The following is a 15,698-nucleotide window of genomic DNA, read 5'->3' as shown; positions in this document are numbered from 1 at the left end:
ATGGGAAGCATGAGCCGCGATAAGCGAGAAGCATTTTTGGCAGAGCCCCGCATCGCCGTATTGGCACTGAATGAGCCAGACAGTGGTCCGCTGGCAGTACCTGTGTGGTATTGGTACGAACCCGGCGGTGATCTATGGTTTGAAACACAACCTGAATCGCGCAAAGGCCGGTTACTGGCGGTGGGTACGCGCGTCAGCTTGTGTGTGCAGGAAACCGAAGCCCCCTTAGCCTACGTGAGTATTGAGGGCCCGGTGATAGAGATCGCCGAGGATGATCGCGAACTGCATGAAATACCGATGGCCCAGCGTTACCTCGGAGAAGAGGAAGGCCTTGCCTATATCGAGAATCTGCCGACCACAGATTCAGACTGGAAGCGCTATATTGTGCGCCCGGAGCGCTGGCGGACCATGGACGGTGTGATCTAGGCCCGCACGATCTCCTAGCGTTGCGCCAGCACGACCGTCATGTATTCGTCCCAGGTGAGAACGCCGTCGCCATCTCGGTCCATGCGATCAAAGTTCTGCGCAATGCGCTGACCCACTCCGCCCTTGAGATCGGCCTTGGTTAGTGCGCCGTCGATATCATCGTCCAACATGCCAAAGCCCTGCCCGGCTCGCATCAACTTATCGAAGTGAGGCTTGGGGTTGTCCCGGGTCTCTTCGGCCCATCGGTAGCTCAGGTTGGTAAAGAGCATTTCCTCAAACGACTGATCGCCCCAGGTGATGGTCAGTGAAGGGTCGGGGTTCGCTGGATTTCTTGCCGTGTTGTCGTACTGGTAGCGCGCAATCAACTTGGACCCGGCCGGAATCTGAATGGGATCAACGTACTCGTAAGATCGCTGCCAGTTAAAGTCGTATTTCGGCAGCGACAGAATCACCTCCTCGCTCCCGTCTGGCTTCTGCAATGTCAGGGTGGAGGAATGCCCGCGATAGTGGGCATGCGGGAAGGCATAAAAGAGTTCCGCATCACGAGGGAACACCAGATACGCAACCTCTTCGTGGCGAGCCGTATGCGGCGGTATCTCGATCGTCACATCTAGAATTGACGTGTTGCGCTGCACGTAGGTTGGTGCTTCTTCGTAGAAGTAGAAGCCTATCTGCGTGGCATCCGTCACTGCCTTGCCATAGGGTGTGTAGTGCATCTGGAAACCAATCGCACCGCCTACGGGCATGTAGGTACCCACGTCGTCGCGGGAAATATAGGACTCTGAGCCCACGGCATAGCCGCCGACCGACGCACCCCACTTGGACTCATCACCAATTCCATTGGCGGGCATCTCCTCCAGCAAACCCGTCAACACGTGATGCACCGCCTGGCGGGAGCCTACTTTGACCGTGCTGGCCTTGAGCCACTTTGGCTCCTCCAGCGGATTGAGAATGGCGGGGCGCTGGTAATCCACGACGCCGCTCGCAGGGACATCAAACGCCGGGATATCCACAATCAGGTCAGGCTGGCCCATCGGCCAGTCGCCGGGGAGTTCGCGTGGCACCGCAAGAGGATCAGGCCCGTCTCCGCGGGGCGCCCCCGCTTCTATCCAGTGCACCAGCGTTTTGATTTCTTCATCCGTGAGTGACTTATCCCGCAGGAAGTGGCCAATCGCGGGATCGGCATGCCAGGGGGGCATACGATCGGTTCGGATTACTTCACGAATCATGGGCGCGAAGCCCTTCACCATGTCGTAGCTGCTCATCGCCCAGGGCCCAATCCCGCCTTCGGTATGACAAGCCACACAGCGTTCTTCGAGGATAGGCGCGATCGAATCGTGGTAAGAGATAGCAGCATGCGCATCACGCTTACCGCGCTCAGGGAAATTCACAATACAACCCGGCGCATCCACCTGGGCCACAGGGACTGGTTCACCGGCAATGACGGCGTCCAGCGCGTCAGCCAGATAGGTGTGCTTGGCTTCGGCTTTTTGCACTTGATAGGTCAAGCGGTCATCCACAGGGCCATGGTAGACCACGGTGCGAGTGCGCGGATCGATAACGAAGATCTCGGCCGTGCGTGTGACACGCATGGACTCGCCTACCAGTTGGTTGTCATCGATCAGGACGGGAATATCCCATTCGAACTCCGCGACCTCCTTGGCAACAGACTCACGGTCGTCCTGAAGATTGGAATTCAATAAGAAAAACTCAACGCCCTTGTCTGCATAGGCATTGCGGACCTGCGAAAAAACCGGCATCGCGTTACGCACAATGGGGCAACCGTTGCCCTGCGTCATGATCACTATGGCGGGTGCATCGTTGTAATAGTAAAGACGATGAGCCTGACCCTGCTCGTCGAGCAATTGAAAATCATCGACAGACATACCAACGATATCAGCCAGCGCTCCGGCTGGCGCGGCATGCTGCATGTGCTTGCTATGATCCATCGCAGCGGAGGCAGCAGCCGTTGAGAAGATCGCTACCGCCGCCAGCAGCCATGCTGTGAAAAACGGGGTTCGGGAATTATTCATTGTTGTTACTCCCTCTTTTATCGGGCACTGCCATGAATACTGGCGTATACCTCATCAAAAATCCAATAAGGGACTGCGCCCCACTCTGCCGCTATTTCTCAACATAAGAGGTGGTGACGGCTTGATACATGAGTTGCATGAACTCGTTTCGCAGCCGGGTTTGATGGGGAATGCTCTGCACCATAAAGATGCCCACCATGTTTTCCTTTGGGTCAATCCAAAAGCGAGTGCCGGCTGCTCCGCCCCATGAGTACGTGCCGTCGGTGCCAATCTCGCCGATTGCACCGCGATCCAGACTGACCGCAAAGCCCAGACCAAACCCGTCACCGCGCGCTCGCCACAGGCCGGGAATGTCTCCCAGATGGTCACGGCTCATCAGCTTAATGGTTTTGGGTGACAGCAACCTCACACCGTCCAGCTCCCCCCCTTGAATCAACATCTGGCAAAAGCGCATGTAATCGCGACTGGTTGATAGCAGACCACCCCCGCCGCTCTCGAAGCGATCGCCCTTGAGGTAGCCACTGCTCAGCGATGCATCGGCAACAACTAGTGTCGTCGAGGCGCTACGCTGCCAGGGATCGTCACGCCCTGCCGATGTCCCCTCCGGCGAATAAAGCTGTGCGAGACGATCAAGCTTGTCCGTGGGCAGTACAAAGCTGGTATCGGGCATATCCAGCGGCTCAAAGATGCGCTCTTGAAGAAACTCGCCGAAGGATTGCCCGGACAGTACCTCTACCAGCCGGCCCTGCACGTCAACTGCCACACTGTAGTGCCAGCGCGTGCCGGGTTCATACTGCAAGGGCACAGTGCCCAGGCGCTCCACAAAAGTTTTGATATCTGTGGCCGCCCAGATTTCAGCTTCGCGGTACAGCTTGTCCACTTCCGTATTGCCAAACAGTCCATAGGTCATGCCCGCCGTGTGCCGGAGCAAGTCCCGCACCGTTGGCTGACGTGCCGGTGAAAAGACCTCTCCCTCTTTGGAGGCATCGCCCGCATCACCGCCCGTGCTGGTGGTGCCATCAGAAGCGCCCGCCGCTGTGGCATTGGCGGTAGAGGCAGCCACTTTCAGATTTGCCAATTCTGGCAAGTACATCGCCAAGGGGTCATTCAGGTGAAAGCGTCCCTCCTCGTAGAGCATCATCAGGGCCACAGCGGTAATGGGCTTGGTCATGGAGTAGATGCGGTAGATAGCATCCTCGGGCATGGATACGCCCTTCTCTCGATCCAGTTGTCCGTAGGCCTGGTTGTACACAACGCGCCCATCCCGCGCGATCATGCCCTGACCACCGACCATGGTGCCCTGCGCTACGGCGTCGTTCATATGCTCAGTGATTCGCTGCAGGCGTTCGGCCGACATACCGGCCTGATCCGGCGCCCCGGTAGGAATCTCTTCTGCGATGGAAGGAATAGCCAGCAGCAGCGTACTCGCCAGCGCTGCTCGTTTAAGGAGGCTTTGGGCCTGTCTCATTAGGGTCCCTCTCGTGGTGTACTTATTGTTATGGTGACGGCGCCGCAGGCCGTGTGATTCACCCCTGCCGTTAGTTTGCGCCCATCGATTGTGTAAAGCGATACGCTACAACAGCCCCCAGCGTGCGACAACTGCCGCAGAAACGGTAGCCGGAGCCGTAATGACGCTGGTGCTTCGTTGTAATACTGACCAACAGCGACAGGAGCTCAACGCAGAGCAAGCAGAGCCTCCTCCTGGGTAAAAAAAGGGCCGCTATTGCGGCCCTTTTTCGTTGCTTAGCAACCCGTTATCAGAACGCGTACTTCATGGTCAGGCCATAAGTGCGCGGCTGGCTGGGGTAGCCACTGAAGCTGCCGGCCTGCGCTACCGCGGGGAATGCGGAGAACAGGTACTCGTCTTCATTCAGGTTACGACCCCAAAGGTTGAACTCCAGACCGTTGTTGAACGCAAGACCCAGGCTGGCGTTGAACATATTGATCTCGCGAGAGGCAATATCCTCGGGCACATTGTCTACGGCCTGCACATCGCTTTCGTAAACGTGCTCTGCTCGCACGTAGGCGTAGCCGCCGAAGAGGTCGAAGTTGTAGGTCGCAGAGGTGTTAGACGCAAACTCGGGGATGCCTGCAGGCGTCTGGCCAGACAGATCCTCAGGGCCATTCACACCCAGAGCGCCTTCAAACTCGTCGTACTCTGCGTCGAGGTAAGTCGCCGCAAAAGCAAGGTTCAGCCCATCAATCGGACGCCAGTTGATATCAAACTCGACACCGTCAACCGACTGCTTACCCGCATTGGCCAGGTTGAAGCCCGTACCGGAGAAGACGTTGGATTGGAAATCTTGAATTTCTTGGGCAAACACCGCCAGGTTGAAGGCAACCGTATCGTATTCGGCTTTCAGGCCGATCTCGTAAACGATCGACTCTTCAGGGTTGGCGAATCGCGTGCCGGGTACCAAGTTGTTGACCAGCAGACCTGCATCTTCGAGCGCAGCGAAGTCTTCTGCAAACGGCTTGGAGTCACGCGACAGGTTCCATGAGGAAGCCTTGAAACCAGTACTGACACCCGCGTAGACATTCATATTGGCCGTAGCATCCCAGGCCAAACGAGCAGTGTAGGTCAGCTCATCGTCATCGGACGAATCCTCTTCTACGCCGTTGGGGAGGTTGACAAAAGGCGGCAGGAACTGCAGCGCTTTGAAAGCATCGATCTGCTCAGGCGGCAGGAATGGGCCGAGCAATACATCCAGCGGTAATGAAGAGAAGACATCAGTCGTGACCAACTCTACTGACACATCTTTTTCTACTTCGGTGTAGTTTACACCCAGCGTCAGGGTCCACTCATCGTTAATGTACCAATCACCCTGTGCAAACAACGACAGCGTATCGTCGTCTTGCGTTGAGAGCTCGCTGGGGTTGCCCTGTCCCGCCGCAAAGAAGGTACCGGGAGCGAAGCCGCCCAACGTCTCGAGCAGCGTCACGCCACCGCCGGACAGCGCGTCGGCATAGGGGCGGAACTGGTCGCCGTAGGTAAAGGCACCGTCAATCTCAACTTCTTCGGTGAAGTAGAATGCGCCCACCATCCAGGTGTAGTTATCGGTGTCACCGGTAATGCGGAATTCCTGCGTGAACGTGTCGATCTCGGTGTCACTGAAGTTGCCCGCCTGCGGGTCAACCAGGCGCGCACTGGTGAAGTCAACGTCACCCAGCTGCTCTTGGTCCAGCGTGCGGTAGGCTGTGATCGAGGTCAGGGTAATGTCATCCCAGTCGTAGTCCACCTGCAGAGAGATACCCGAAGTGTCAATCTCGTTCGTAGGATCGAAGTCGTAGAAGCCGGAGTAAGCAAAGGGTGCGTTGGACTCCAGATTGCCACCCAGAGCGCGGACTGCGTCTCCAGTTGGGCCATCGACCAGGTTGGCCACACCACAGCACACTTCATCCACGCTCTCAGCATCAAAAATCAGACGCGCTTGAAGGCGATCTGTGGGCAACCACAGCAACTGGCCGCGGGCGTTCCAGCGATCCAGTTCATTCTGCTCGGTGCCCAATTCGTCGTTATCGTAGTACCCGTCGCGCTGGTTCGTGGAACCAAACAGGCTGAAGGCCATGTTATCGGTAATGGGGCCAGTCACATCGCCTTTGACGATGTATTGGTCGTAGTTACCCACTGTGCCGCCGATTGAGCCGCTGAACTCGTCCAGATCAGGAGCTGCCGTAACAACGTTGATAACACCGGCCGACGCGTTCTTACCGAACAAGGTGCTCTGGGGGCCGCGCAGAACCTCAATGCGCTCTACGTTGGGCAGGTCAGCCAGTGCACTACCGACGCGCGAGCGGTAAACGCCATCGATGAAGACACCGACTGAAGGCTCAATACCGGCATTGTTCGCACCGTTACCGAAGCCACGAATGATGAAATTAGTGTTGGCAGACGACTGCAACTGGGTAACGCGCAGGCTGGGTACCAGGGTTTGCAGGTCTTTGATATCCAGTACCTGGGCCTGTTCGATCTGCTGGCCGCTAACCACGGATACAGCAATGGGTACTTCCTGAAGTGTCTGTTCACGCTTGGCAGCGGTCACGATCACTTCTTCCAGCATGGGAGCGTTCTGCGCCATCGCATTGCCGGCCAGGCCAGACAGTGCAAAAGCAACAGCAGATCCCATCGCTGTGGTCTTGAATGTGCGGAGGTTTCGGGTCTTGGGAGCGTACATCTTCTCTACCTTTTATAGGGTTTAGATTGTTGTGGGCGCAAGTCTCTAGGTCGCGCCCTTTCACGTCAATGTGAAAACGCCACAGATCATCCCTTTTCTGGACATTTTTTGGTCTAAATCAACGCCTTAGGGGCTAATCAGCCCCTAACTGCGCGACAAAGTCCTGCTTCAGGGTGCGAGCAGCCATCACAAAACAGCCTGCTGCCACCAAGAACCAGCACACGGTCACCGCCATGGCCCATTTCAGGCCGCTGGAGTTAGCCACCGCACAGGCCGCGGTTTGGGCATCGGTCAGTACCGCATCCCTCGCCTTGCACAGTGCCGGGGTCAACTCGGGTGCAAGGCCCGCCTTGGCCAATTCGCTGCTCATAAAGTAATCACTCATGAAGCCCACGAAGTAAGGCCCTACACCGTTACCGATCAGTGATACCAGGATCAGCAGCACCGCGATGGCGGTAGCGCGGGAGCGATTACTGACAACGCCCTGACCGATGTTGTACTGCGCACCCAAATAGGAGTAATGCAGAACCGAGGCCACTCCCCATAGAACGAAGACGATACGTAAATCCTCAATGAAGAAGGCTGCCACGTAAGCCGGCGTTGCCAGGAACAGGCCCACTGCGGGCACCAGGGCCATCGCCGTTGGTATTCGCTGCGTAAGGCGCTCGGTGAGGTAGCCACCCAGGAACGTCCCAATGGCAGCCAGTAACGACAACGGCGCACCAAAGTTAATGGCCGCATCACGAACGCTAAGGCCGTGCTCACGCTGCAGGAACGGCGCCTGGAAACTGATCAGGCCATAGCCCACAAACGCCACCATGGACGCTCCCATGGCCATCCACCAGAACGACGGTTTTTGCTTCAACTCCTGGTAAGCCTCATGCCAGCCAGCCTTCGCCGCAGGCGCGCTATCGGGTGGATCGGAGTAGCCGCGCGGGGGCTCTTTAATCGTCCAAAGCACGATCAGCGCCACCAATACACCGGGCAGTCCAACCACCACAAAGGCGATGCGCCAACCTTCAATAGCGGCCCAATTCAGGTCGCCGAACATCCAGGCCAGACCCAGACCATTCAGCCAGACACCAAAGTCTGCCCCCTGCATCGCCGCGATGGGGCCGCCAAATACATTGGCTAGCACGCCGCCCAGGGTGACCCCCATGGAGTAGATACCCAGTGCCGTGGCGCGTTTCCTAGCGATAAAGTAATCGCCAATAATCGAGTTGGCCGGTGGCGTGCAGCCGGCTTCCCCGATGGCCACACCAATACGGAACAGCAGCAGGCTGATAAACCCGGCGGCCAAACCGCACAGGGCAGTCATGATGGACCAAAGGATGATACAGACGGTGATGATCTTGACGCGGTTAGAACGATCGGCCCAGAGGGCGATAGGCAAACCCATGATGGCGTAGAAAATCGCGAAGGGAGGCCCGTATAGCAAGCCCCATTGCGAGTCCGTCAGTTGGAAAGACTCGATAATCGGCTGTGCCACCACCGCGATCAGTGTGCGGTCAATAAAGTTGAGGGTATAAACCGCCATCAATAGCAGCAACACGTAATTTCTGTACAGCGGCGTACCGTAACCCGTGAGATGGCCCTGCTGTGCCCCTTCGGCATGAGTGGTCATTCGTGACTCATCCTTTTTATTTTTGGTATGTACAGTCGGCGCGACGGAGCGTCTCGCGCAGTCCATCATACGCAGGTGTGCCTCAGCCGCAACTGCGCCAGGACGGTGCTTCTCAACCGCGCATACGCACTGATATGGCACATTGGCTCGGCCACAGGCTAGCCCACCCGGAAGCAAACCCAGGGATTAAGCGGCATTGGTGGCATTGGCACAGTGTTTGCTCCTATGCTCAGCAGAGGCCATTAGTGGGCCTCACAGACATCTGAGTCCATAGGCAATACTGCCCGCCGCTTCTGTATAGGCTATACAGAAGCGGCGGGCTTTTTTTTTGGGGGAATGAAAGAGAATGACCAAACGATGTTCGATCACGGGCCTAAGCGCTCTACTCGCGGTAGCCAGCGCTACCGCCTCAGCACAGGACAATCTGCTGGATGGCCTACAGTCCATGGTGACAGACGGCAAGGCGTCACTGAATTTGCGCTACCGCTATGAGGGTGTCGATCAGGACAACTTCGATGAAGATGCCAAAGCCTCTACGTTGCGCACCCGCTTGACGCTTTCCAGCGGCAGCTACAAGGGTTTCAGTGCGTTGGTTGAGTTTGACGATCTGACGGCTATCGGGCCGGATGACTACAACTCCACTAGCAACGGCAAGGGCGAGTTCCCGATAATTGCCGACCCAGAGGGTACCGACTTCAACCAGGGCTGGCTCAAGTACACGGCGGGCGAGCAGTCGGGTACGTTGGGTCGCCAGCGCATCACCCACGGCGGGCAGCGATTCATCGGTAGCGTGCCCTGGCGCCAGAACGAGCAGACCTATGACGGGCTGAGGGGTGTCTTCAACGTACTGGACGGACTCAAGCTGGATCTCAGCTATGTCAATCAGGTGAATCGCCTCTTCGGCCCCGATGACGGCGCACAACCGGCAGAGTGGAAAGGGGATAGCGCTTTCGCGCGCGCCGACTACGCGCTGGGCGAAAACCACAGCATCGCGGGCTTCGGTTACATTATCGATGTGGAACCCATTCGGGGTTATGCCAGTGGTAGGGCTGAGGACAACAGTAATACCACCATCGGCATCGAGTACGCCGGCAAGCTGGGCCCGGTCAAACTGGCGGCGAGCTATGCCACCCAATCCGACTCCGGCGACAGCACCCTGGACTACGATGCTGATTACTGGTTCCTTGAAGCAGGCACCAAGCTTGGTCCTGTGGGCGTTAAAGCGGGCTATGAAGTGCTGGGAGGTGGCGATGGTGTCGGCTTCAAAACACCCTTAGCCACCCTGTTCAAGTTTCAGGGCTGGGCTGACAAGTTCCTGAGCACCCCGGGCGACGGTGTTGAAGACCTTTACGCAGGCCTAACCGGGTCTCTCGGCCCTGTGAAGCTTGGCGCCTTCTACCATGACTTTTCCGCCGAAGATTCCAGCGACGACTTCGGCACCGAAGTTGACCTGGTCGCAACCTGGCCTATCGACAAGCGGTTCTCCCTGGAGGCGCGCTACGCCAACTTCAGCTCTGATAACAGTGCGCGCTTTGACGATACCGAGAAGTTCTGGCTCATCGCACAGATGAAACTCTAACGCTGGCATCAAGCTTGCTTTTAACGCCCTGTGGCGATCTGTAATCGCCCGTGAGGTACAGCCGATGGCTTTCGCCATCGGCTGTTTACGTTTTTACTCCTCTAGACATGCGGTATGAGTCAGGATTCCGACACAAGCGACACCAACGATAAGCACACTGGTGCCAGCACGCCTGGTGTGATGGTGCTGGATGACAGGCCCGAGCGCGCGGCCATGGTTGAAGCAAGCCTGGAGCGCGCAGGCTTTCGTGTGGTGTCTATGCTCAGCACGGCCTCAGGCCTGCTGCACCAAATCGAACAGCACAAGCCTGATGTCATTCTCATCGATCTGGAATCCCCCGACCGCGACGTGCTTGAGAGCCTGGCCATCGCCAATGCACACAACCCTACACCCATTGTTATGTTCTCCGGCACCGACGATCAGGATTTCGTATCCGATGCCATGCGCTCGGGCGTGACCGCCTACCAGAGCCAGACGCTGACCCCTGATATTGTGCGCCCCATCATTGAGGTGGCGGTGAATCAGTTCCGCTATTTCGAGTCGATGCGGCGCGAGCTTCGCGAGAGTGAGCAGCGTCTTGAAGACCAGCGTGCCATCGAACGTGCCAAGGTCCTAGTAGCGCGCCAATTAAGTATTAGCAGTGAAGAAGCCTATGCACGACTGCGCCGAATCTCCATGGACAAGAACCAACGACTGGCAGATGTGGCGAGAACCGCATTGGCAGCACTGCATATAGACGAGCCCGAACAATGACGCAATCAAACAACAACCTGCCTGCACCGGAAGTTGCCGAGCTAGACCTTGGCTACATTCGCCTGAGCGACAGCGCCCCCTTGGTGCTTGCACAGGAGCTGGGCTTCTACGAAAAGTATCAGCTGAATGTCACCCTGCATCGCGAAGTCTCCTGGGCGAACTTAAGAGACAAACTCGTGGTGGGCTCATTGGATGCAACGCAGATGTTGGCCCCTCTTCCAATGACAACTGCGCTGGGCGCTGGCGGCCTACGTGCAAACCTTCTCACGGGGCTGGTGCTGAGCCTCAATGGTAACGGCATTACCCTCTCGCGCGCGCTGGCCGACAATCTTGCCGGTCTTGGCGGCTCACCCGGCGATGCAGCGGGTACCTCCGCTGCGCTTGCCGAACTGTTAAACACGCAGCCGAGCTTATCTCTCACGCTCGCAGCCGCTCACAGTTTCAGCTGCCATATTCTTCAGCTGCGCCTGTGGCTACGCGCCGGAGGTATAGATCCGGACAGCCGGGTGCGCATCATCGTGCTACCGCCTGAGCAGATGGTAGACAGCCTCGCCAGAGGCATTATCGACGGCTACTGCGTGGGCGAACCCTGGAACACGGCTGCTGTACAGCGCGGCATCGGCACTATGGTGACCAGCGGCTTTTCAGTGTGGAACAACCTGCCCGAAAAAGTACTGGGAGTGACTGACGCCTGGCACCAGGCCAACCCTGCCTCGCACTTGCGTCTGAGACTGGCACTGATGGAAACCTGCCAGTGGCTGGCGATACCTGAAAATCGGCCACAAGCCGCGCGCGCATTAGCAGATCCTCAGTACCTTGACCTGCCCGAGCGAGAACTACTGCCCTCCCTGTGCGGCAAGCTGCAATACCAGCGCGATGGTGCGGTCATGGATGAGCCAGATTTTCACGTGTTCGGCCGCTACCAGGCGGGCTTTCCCTGGCGCTCTACCGCGCGTGAACTGCTGGACATGAGTATGGAGATGCTGGGTGGCTCTGCCACAGAAGCTGAACGCTCCGCAGTGGTGCAACAAAGCTATCGGCCCGATCTGTACAGACAGGCCGCCAGACACCTGGGCATCACCTTACCCGCCACCGATAATCGCCCCGCCGCTGCTCATGACGCGCCCTGGCAAATGGCACCGGGCGTGGAAATGGGGGCCGATCTGCGCCTTGCTCCATTGAAAGCAGGCGGACACTGAACAGATAGTCCAAAAGAGTGCACGGATGCACTCAGGCGGTGCGACAACCAGAGAATATGCGCGGGCAGGCAAGGCCCAACTGTGATCGAACCGCAGAAATAAAGGCCTGGCCATAGTTGGCAAGCTAATTGCTAAACTTAGGGTAGAGGCAGCCAAGCGCACTCGGGTAACAACGCCCGCGCCACAGCAAATGCCCCGGGCTTAATCGCCCACCTCCGAACACAACCATCAATCATCAATCATCAGAGCATCAGCGCTCACGTGCAGGTCCCTGCACGCGAGCGGCTATGCCTGTTTAGGGGAAGCACCTATGAAGCGGTACAAGCTCCACACAGCGAAACACGCCCTGCGCCGACTGGGCACCGCCCTCGCAATCAGCGTTGCGGGGGCACTGAGCGCCTCGGCACAGGCTGAGCTGGGCGAGCCTGAGAAAGACGAGCTGACCTTCGGCTTTATCAAGCTGACGGACATGGCACCCATCGCGGTGGCCTACGAGAACGGCTATTTCGAGGACGAAGGCCTTTACGTCACCATCGAAGCACAGGCGAACTGGAAGGTATTACTGGACGGCGTGATTGACGGCCAACTGGACGGTGCCCACATGCTCGCCGGTCAGCCCCTGGCTGCCACTATCGGCTACGGCACAGAAGCGCACATCGTCACGCCATTCAGCATGGACCTTAACGGCAATGGCATCACGGTCTCCCCGGAAGTGTGGAAAGCCATGAAGGCCAACCTGCCCATGGAAGACGGAAAACCGGTTCATCCGATTTCGGCCACGGCACTGCGCCCTGTAGTCGACGAGATTCGCGACGGCGGCGAGTCATTCAAAATGGGAATGGTATTCCCGGTGTCCACGCACAACTATGAATTGCGCTACTGGCTGGCTGCCGGTGGCATTCATCCGGGCTTTTACGCACCCCACAAAGGGGACACTTCAGGGCAGATAGACGCTGAAGCACTACTGTCTGTCACTCCGCCACCACAAATGCCCGCCACGCTGGAGGCCGGCACGATTCACGGCTATTGCGTGGGCGAGCCCTGGAACCAGCAGGCTGTGTTCAAAGACATTGGCGTACCGGTGATTACCGACTACGAGATCTGGAAAAACAACCCGGAGAAGGTGTTCGGGATGACCAAAGCCTTCACCGAGCAGTATCCCAACACCACCATACGCATCGTGAAAGCGCTGCTGCGCGCGGCCAAGTGGCTGGATGCGAACGACAATGCCAACCGTCCCGAAGCAGTGAAGATTCTCTCGCGATCAGAATACGTGGGTGCGGACTACGAAGTGATTGCCAATTCCATGACCGGCACCTTCGAGTACGAAAAAGGCGACAAGCGCGAGGTGCCCGATTTCAACGTGTTCTTCCGCTATTTCGCGACCTATCCCTACTACTCGGACGCGGTCTGGTACCTCACGCAGATGCGCCGTTGGGGTCAGATCTCAGAACCCAAGTCTGATGACTGGTACTTCGAAACGGCCAAGAAAGTCTATCGCCCCGACATCTACGCCGCCGCGGCAAAGTCTTTGATCGAAGAAGGTTACATGGACGCCAGTGAGTTTCCGACGTTCGATTCCGAATCAGGCTTCCGTCCGCCGCAGACTGAGTTCATTGACGGCGTGACTTACGACGGCAGCGCACCCAATGCCTACCTCGAGTCTTTGACCATTGGACTTAAGGGCGATCAAGTCCTTTAAATACTGGAGCGAACACCGATGAAACTGTTGGCCGAATCACCCTCACCCACACCCCAGGTAGTGCACTACCTGGGAAATCTGGCGCGGGCTGTTGGCCTACCCCTGGTCGGCGTGGCGGTGTTTCTATTTTTATGGAGTGCCGCTGCATCGCGTATTGATACCTCCCTGGGTCAGTTTCCGGGACCGGTAGGTGTCTGGGAACAGTCCGGCAATCTGTACGCGGAGCATGTTGAGCAGCGGCAGCGCGCCGATGCGTTCTACGAACGCCAGGATAAACGCAACGCCGAAAAGCTGGCCAAGAACCCCGACTACATACCCAAGCAGCGCGCCTACACGGGCAAGCCCACCTTCTTCGATCAAATAGGCACCAGCCTGTTCACAGTCATGACGGGCTTTTTACTGGCCACGCTGATCGCGGTGCCGCTGGGCATTGTGATTGGCCTGAGTCAGGGGCTGTACGCGGCCTTCAATCCGCTGATCCAGCTGTTTAAGCCGGTATCACCCCTGGCCTGGCTGCCACTGGTCACACTCGTGGTGAGTGCCCTGTATGTCACCGACGATCCACTGGTGCCCAAATCATTCCTGAACTCCATGTTCACGGTGATGCTGTGTTCCATCTGGCCAACCATTGTGAACACCGCTGTCGGGGTCGCCAATGTGAGCCAGGACTACGTCAACGTAAGCCGGGTGTTACGTCTGGGTCCACTGACACACGTGTTTAAGGTTGTGCTGCCCTCCTCCATCCCCATGATTTTTACCGGTCTCAGACTATCACTCAGCATCGCATGGATGGTGCTGATCGCAGCGGAAATGCTGGCTCAAAATCCGGGGCTGGGGAAGTTTGTCTGGGACGAGTTTCAGAACGGCAGTTCAGACTCACTGGGACGCATCATGGTCGCTGTTCTGGTGATCGGCGCCATCGGCTTTCTCCTTGATCGCGGCATGCTTTTGTTGCAGCGCGCTGTTTCCTGGGACAAAGCCGTCAATCTTCGCTGAGGAGCAAACATCATGAGCAGTAATCCCCATCTCGTTGTCGATCATGTGAGCATGAGTTTCGACACGCCTCGCGGCAGTTTCAACGCGCTCGACGATGTGCACCTCAAGATTGCCAAAGGCGAGTTTGTCTCGCTGATTGGTCACTCTGGCTGCGGCAAGTCGACCGTGCTGAATGTCGTCGCTGGTTTATTGAGAGCATCTCGAGGCGGCGTTGTACTCAATGGACAGGAGGTCACCGAACCCGGCCCCGAACGAGCCGTGGTGTTCCAAAATCACTCGCTGTTTCCCTGGCTCACCACCTACCAGAACGTGGAACTGGGTGTGAAACAGGTCTTCAGGGGTAAAAAGTCACGCGCTGAAATGCGTGATTGGATAGAACACAACCTGGCCATGGTGCACATGGAGCACGCCATGGATAAGCGCCCTGACGAAATCTCCGGCGGCATGAAGCAACGCGTGGGCATTGCCCGCGCGCTGGCCATGGAGCCCGAGGTGTTATTGATGGATGAGCCCTTCGGCGCACTCGATGCACTGACCCGTGCTCACCTGCAGGACTCGCTGATGGAAATACACGCAACGCTCGGCAATACCGTGATCATGATTACCCACGACGTCGACGAAGCGGTTCTACTGTCGGACCGTATTGTGATGATGACCAACGGGCCCGCGGCGACGATCGGTGAGATTCTCACTGTGGACCTGGAGCGCCCTCGCGACCGGATCGCGCTCTCGGACGACCCCGCCTACAACAGCTACCGGCACAGCGTGTTGGAGTTTTTGTATGAGAAGCAGCGCAAGGTTGAGGACCTGGGTAGCCATCGGAAAACGTCTAGCAAAACTAGCGTCTCTTCGGAAGTCGCCTGAGATTCATGACGAGCAAGGAATCATCAACGGCCGTGCCATTGGATACGCTATTCCTGTCATTGGATGACTGCTCGGCGGATAATCCAGGCCCCTGGTCTGCCGAGACGGTTCAGCAGGCGCTCTCCGCCGCTGCTATGGGCCAGCAGTGCTGTATTCACTTCCATTGGGCAAACGGTTTACCCGATCAACTTCCTCGCACTTCATTACTGACAGACGAGTCTCTGCCCTTCACGCCTGAAACACCCTGCACGCTGATCTGCCGGCGTAAGTGCGCCGCGCTGGATCCTGTTGTCTGGATCGATCGAAGCTCAGGCAGCGCACACACGGTCTGGCTTGATGACGAGGGG

Annotated in this window: 11 protein-coding genes; 7 read left to right on the top strand and 4 right to left on the bottom strand. The window is 57.5% G+C overall.

Going from position 1 to position 15,698, the window contains the following annotated elements; genetic code table 11:
• Positions 1 to 426 carry a pyridoxamine 5'-phosphate oxidase family protein gene (locus tag IE089_RS03380; RefSeq protein WP_189475145.1) on the top strand — a complete coding sequence of 142 codons (426 nt, stop codon included), beginning with the start codon at positions 1 to 3 and terminating at the stop codon, positions 424 to 426.
• A 14-nt stretch (positions 427 to 440) separates the two neighbouring features.
• On the opposite strand, the gene IE089_RS03375 is transcribed toward IE089_RS03380, so the two are convergent.
• The 4 genes from IE089_RS03375 to IE089_RS03360 form a co-directional block, all read right to left on the bottom strand.
• The gene (locus IE089_RS03375; RefSeq protein WP_229802563.1) at positions 441 to 2,459 is read right to left on the bottom strand and encodes a redoxin domain-containing protein; all 2,019 of its coding nucleotides are present in this window, start codon (positions 2,457 to 2,459) and stop codon (positions 441 to 443) included.
• 91 nt (positions 2,460 to 2,550) lie between these two features.
• Positions 2,551 to 3,927, bottom strand: a complete 1,377-nt coding sequence (locus IE089_RS03370; protein ID WP_189475143.1) for a serine hydrolase domain-containing protein — start codon at positions 3,925 to 3,927, stop codon at positions 2,551 to 2,553.
• Positions 3,928 to 4,216: 289 nt separating this feature from the next.
• Positions 4,217 to 6,586 carry a TonB-dependent receptor gene (locus IE089_RS03365; RefSeq protein WP_189475141.1) on the bottom strand — a complete coding sequence of 790 codons (2,370 nt, stop codon included), beginning with the start codon at positions 6,584 to 6,586 and terminating at the stop codon, positions 4,217 to 4,219.
• A 181-nt stretch (positions 6,587 to 6,767) separates the two neighbouring features.
• Positions 6,768 to 8,258 (bottom strand): spinster family MFS transporter, encoded by a 1,491-nt coding sequence (locus IE089_RS03360; RefSeq protein ID WP_189475139.1) that lies wholly within the window; start codon positions 8,256 to 8,258, stop codon positions 6,768 to 6,770.
• A gap of 346 nt (positions 8,259 to 8,604) precedes the next feature.
• Here IE089_RS03360 and IE089_RS03355 point away from each other — a divergent pair, with 346 nt between their 5' ends.
• The 6 genes from IE089_RS03355 (at position 8,605) to IE089_RS03330 (ending at position 15,351) form a co-directional block, all read left to right on the top strand.
• Positions 8,605 to 9,837 carry a porin gene (locus IE089_RS03355; RefSeq protein ID WP_189475137.1) on the top strand — a complete coding sequence of 411 codons (1,233 nt, stop codon included), beginning with the start codon at positions 8,605 to 8,607 and terminating at the stop codon, positions 9,835 to 9,837.
• Positions 9,838 to 9,951: 114 nt separating this feature from the next.
• Positions 9,952 to 10,590 (top strand): ANTAR domain-containing response regulator, encoded by a 639-nt coding sequence (locus IE089_RS03350; RefSeq protein ID WP_189475135.1) that lies wholly within the window; start codon positions 9,952 to 9,954, stop codon positions 10,588 to 10,590.
• Positions 10,587 to 11,789 (top strand): CmpA/NrtA family ABC transporter substrate-binding protein, encoded by a 1,203-nt coding sequence (locus tag IE089_RS03345; RefSeq protein ID WP_189475133.1) that lies wholly within the window; start codon positions 10,587 to 10,589, stop codon positions 11,787 to 11,789. Before IE089_RS03350 ends, IE089_RS03345 begins: the two co-directional genes overlap by 4 nt.
• A 310-nt stretch (positions 11,790 to 12,099) precedes the next feature.
• Entirely contained in the window at positions 12,100 to 13,491 is a 1,392-nt protein-coding gene (locus tag IE089_RS03340) for a CmpA/NrtA family ABC transporter substrate-binding protein (RefSeq protein ID WP_189475131.1), read from the top strand.
• Positions 13,492 to 13,509: 18 nt separating this feature from the next.
• Complete coding sequence (locus IE089_RS03335) at positions 13,510 to 14,487, top strand: ABC transporter permease (protein WP_189475129.1); 978 nt, start codon at positions 13,510 to 13,512, stop codon at positions 14,485 to 14,487.
• A gap of 12 nt (positions 14,488 to 14,499) precedes the next feature.
• Complete coding sequence (locus IE089_RS03330) at positions 14,500 to 15,351, top strand: ABC transporter ATP-binding protein (RefSeq protein WP_189475127.1); 852 nt, start codon at positions 14,500 to 14,502, stop codon at positions 15,349 to 15,351.
• Positions 15,352 to 15,698 lie beyond the last annotated feature (347 nt).

Source organism: Parahalioglobus pacificus (genome assembly GCF_014652275.1).
In the GTDB taxonomy this organism is placed as follows: Bacteria; Pseudomonadota; Gammaproteobacteria; order Pseudomonadales; family Halieaceae; genus Parahalioglobus; species Parahalioglobus pacificus.
The sequence above is the reverse complement of the archived record's forward strand: the minus strand, read 5'-3'. Positions and strand labels throughout refer to the sequence as shown.

Bases quoted from the DNA above. Each gene is read 5' to 3' on its own strand.
- IE089_RS03370 (WP_189475143.1), bottom strand. From the start codon at position 3,927: ATGAGACAGGCCCAAAGCCTCCTTAAACGAGCAGCGCTGGCGAGTACG.
- IE089_RS03360 (WP_189475139.1), bottom strand. From the start codon at position 8,258: ATGACCACTCATGCCGAAGGGGCACAGCAGGGCCATCTCACGGGTTAC.
- IE089_RS03345 (WP_189475133.1), top strand. From the start codon at position 10,587: ATGACGCAATCAAACAACAACCTGCCTGCACCGGAAGTTGCCGAGCTA.
- IE089_RS03350 (WP_189475135.1), top strand. From the start codon at position 9,952: ATGAGTCAGGATTCCGACACAAGCGACACCAACGATAAGCACACTGGT.
- IE089_RS03375 (WP_229802563.1), bottom strand. From the start codon at position 2,459: ATGAATAATTCCCGAACCCCGTTTTTCACAGCATGGCTGCTGGCGGCG.
- IE089_RS03365 (WP_189475141.1), bottom strand. From the start codon at position 6,586: ATGGGATCTGCTGTTGCTTTTGCACTGTCTGGCCTGGCCGGCAATGCG.
- IE089_RS03380 (WP_189475145.1), top strand. From the start codon at position 1: ATGGGAAGCATGAGCCGCGATAAGCGAGAAGCATTTTTGGCAGAGCCC.
- IE089_RS03340 (WP_189475131.1), top strand. From the start codon at position 12,100: ATGAAGCGGTACAAGCTCCACACAGCGAAACACGCCCTGCGCCGACTG.
- IE089_RS03355 (WP_189475137.1), top strand. From the start codon at position 8,605: ATGACCAAACGATGTTCGATCACGGGCCTAAGCGCTCTACTCGCGGTA.
- IE089_RS03330 (WP_189475127.1), top strand. From the start codon at position 14,500: ATGAGCAGTAATCCCCATCTCGTTGTCGATCATGTGAGCATGAGTTTC.
- IE089_RS03335 (WP_189475129.1), top strand. From the start codon at position 13,510: ATGAAACTGTTGGCCGAATCACCCTCACCCACACCCCAGGTAGTGCAC.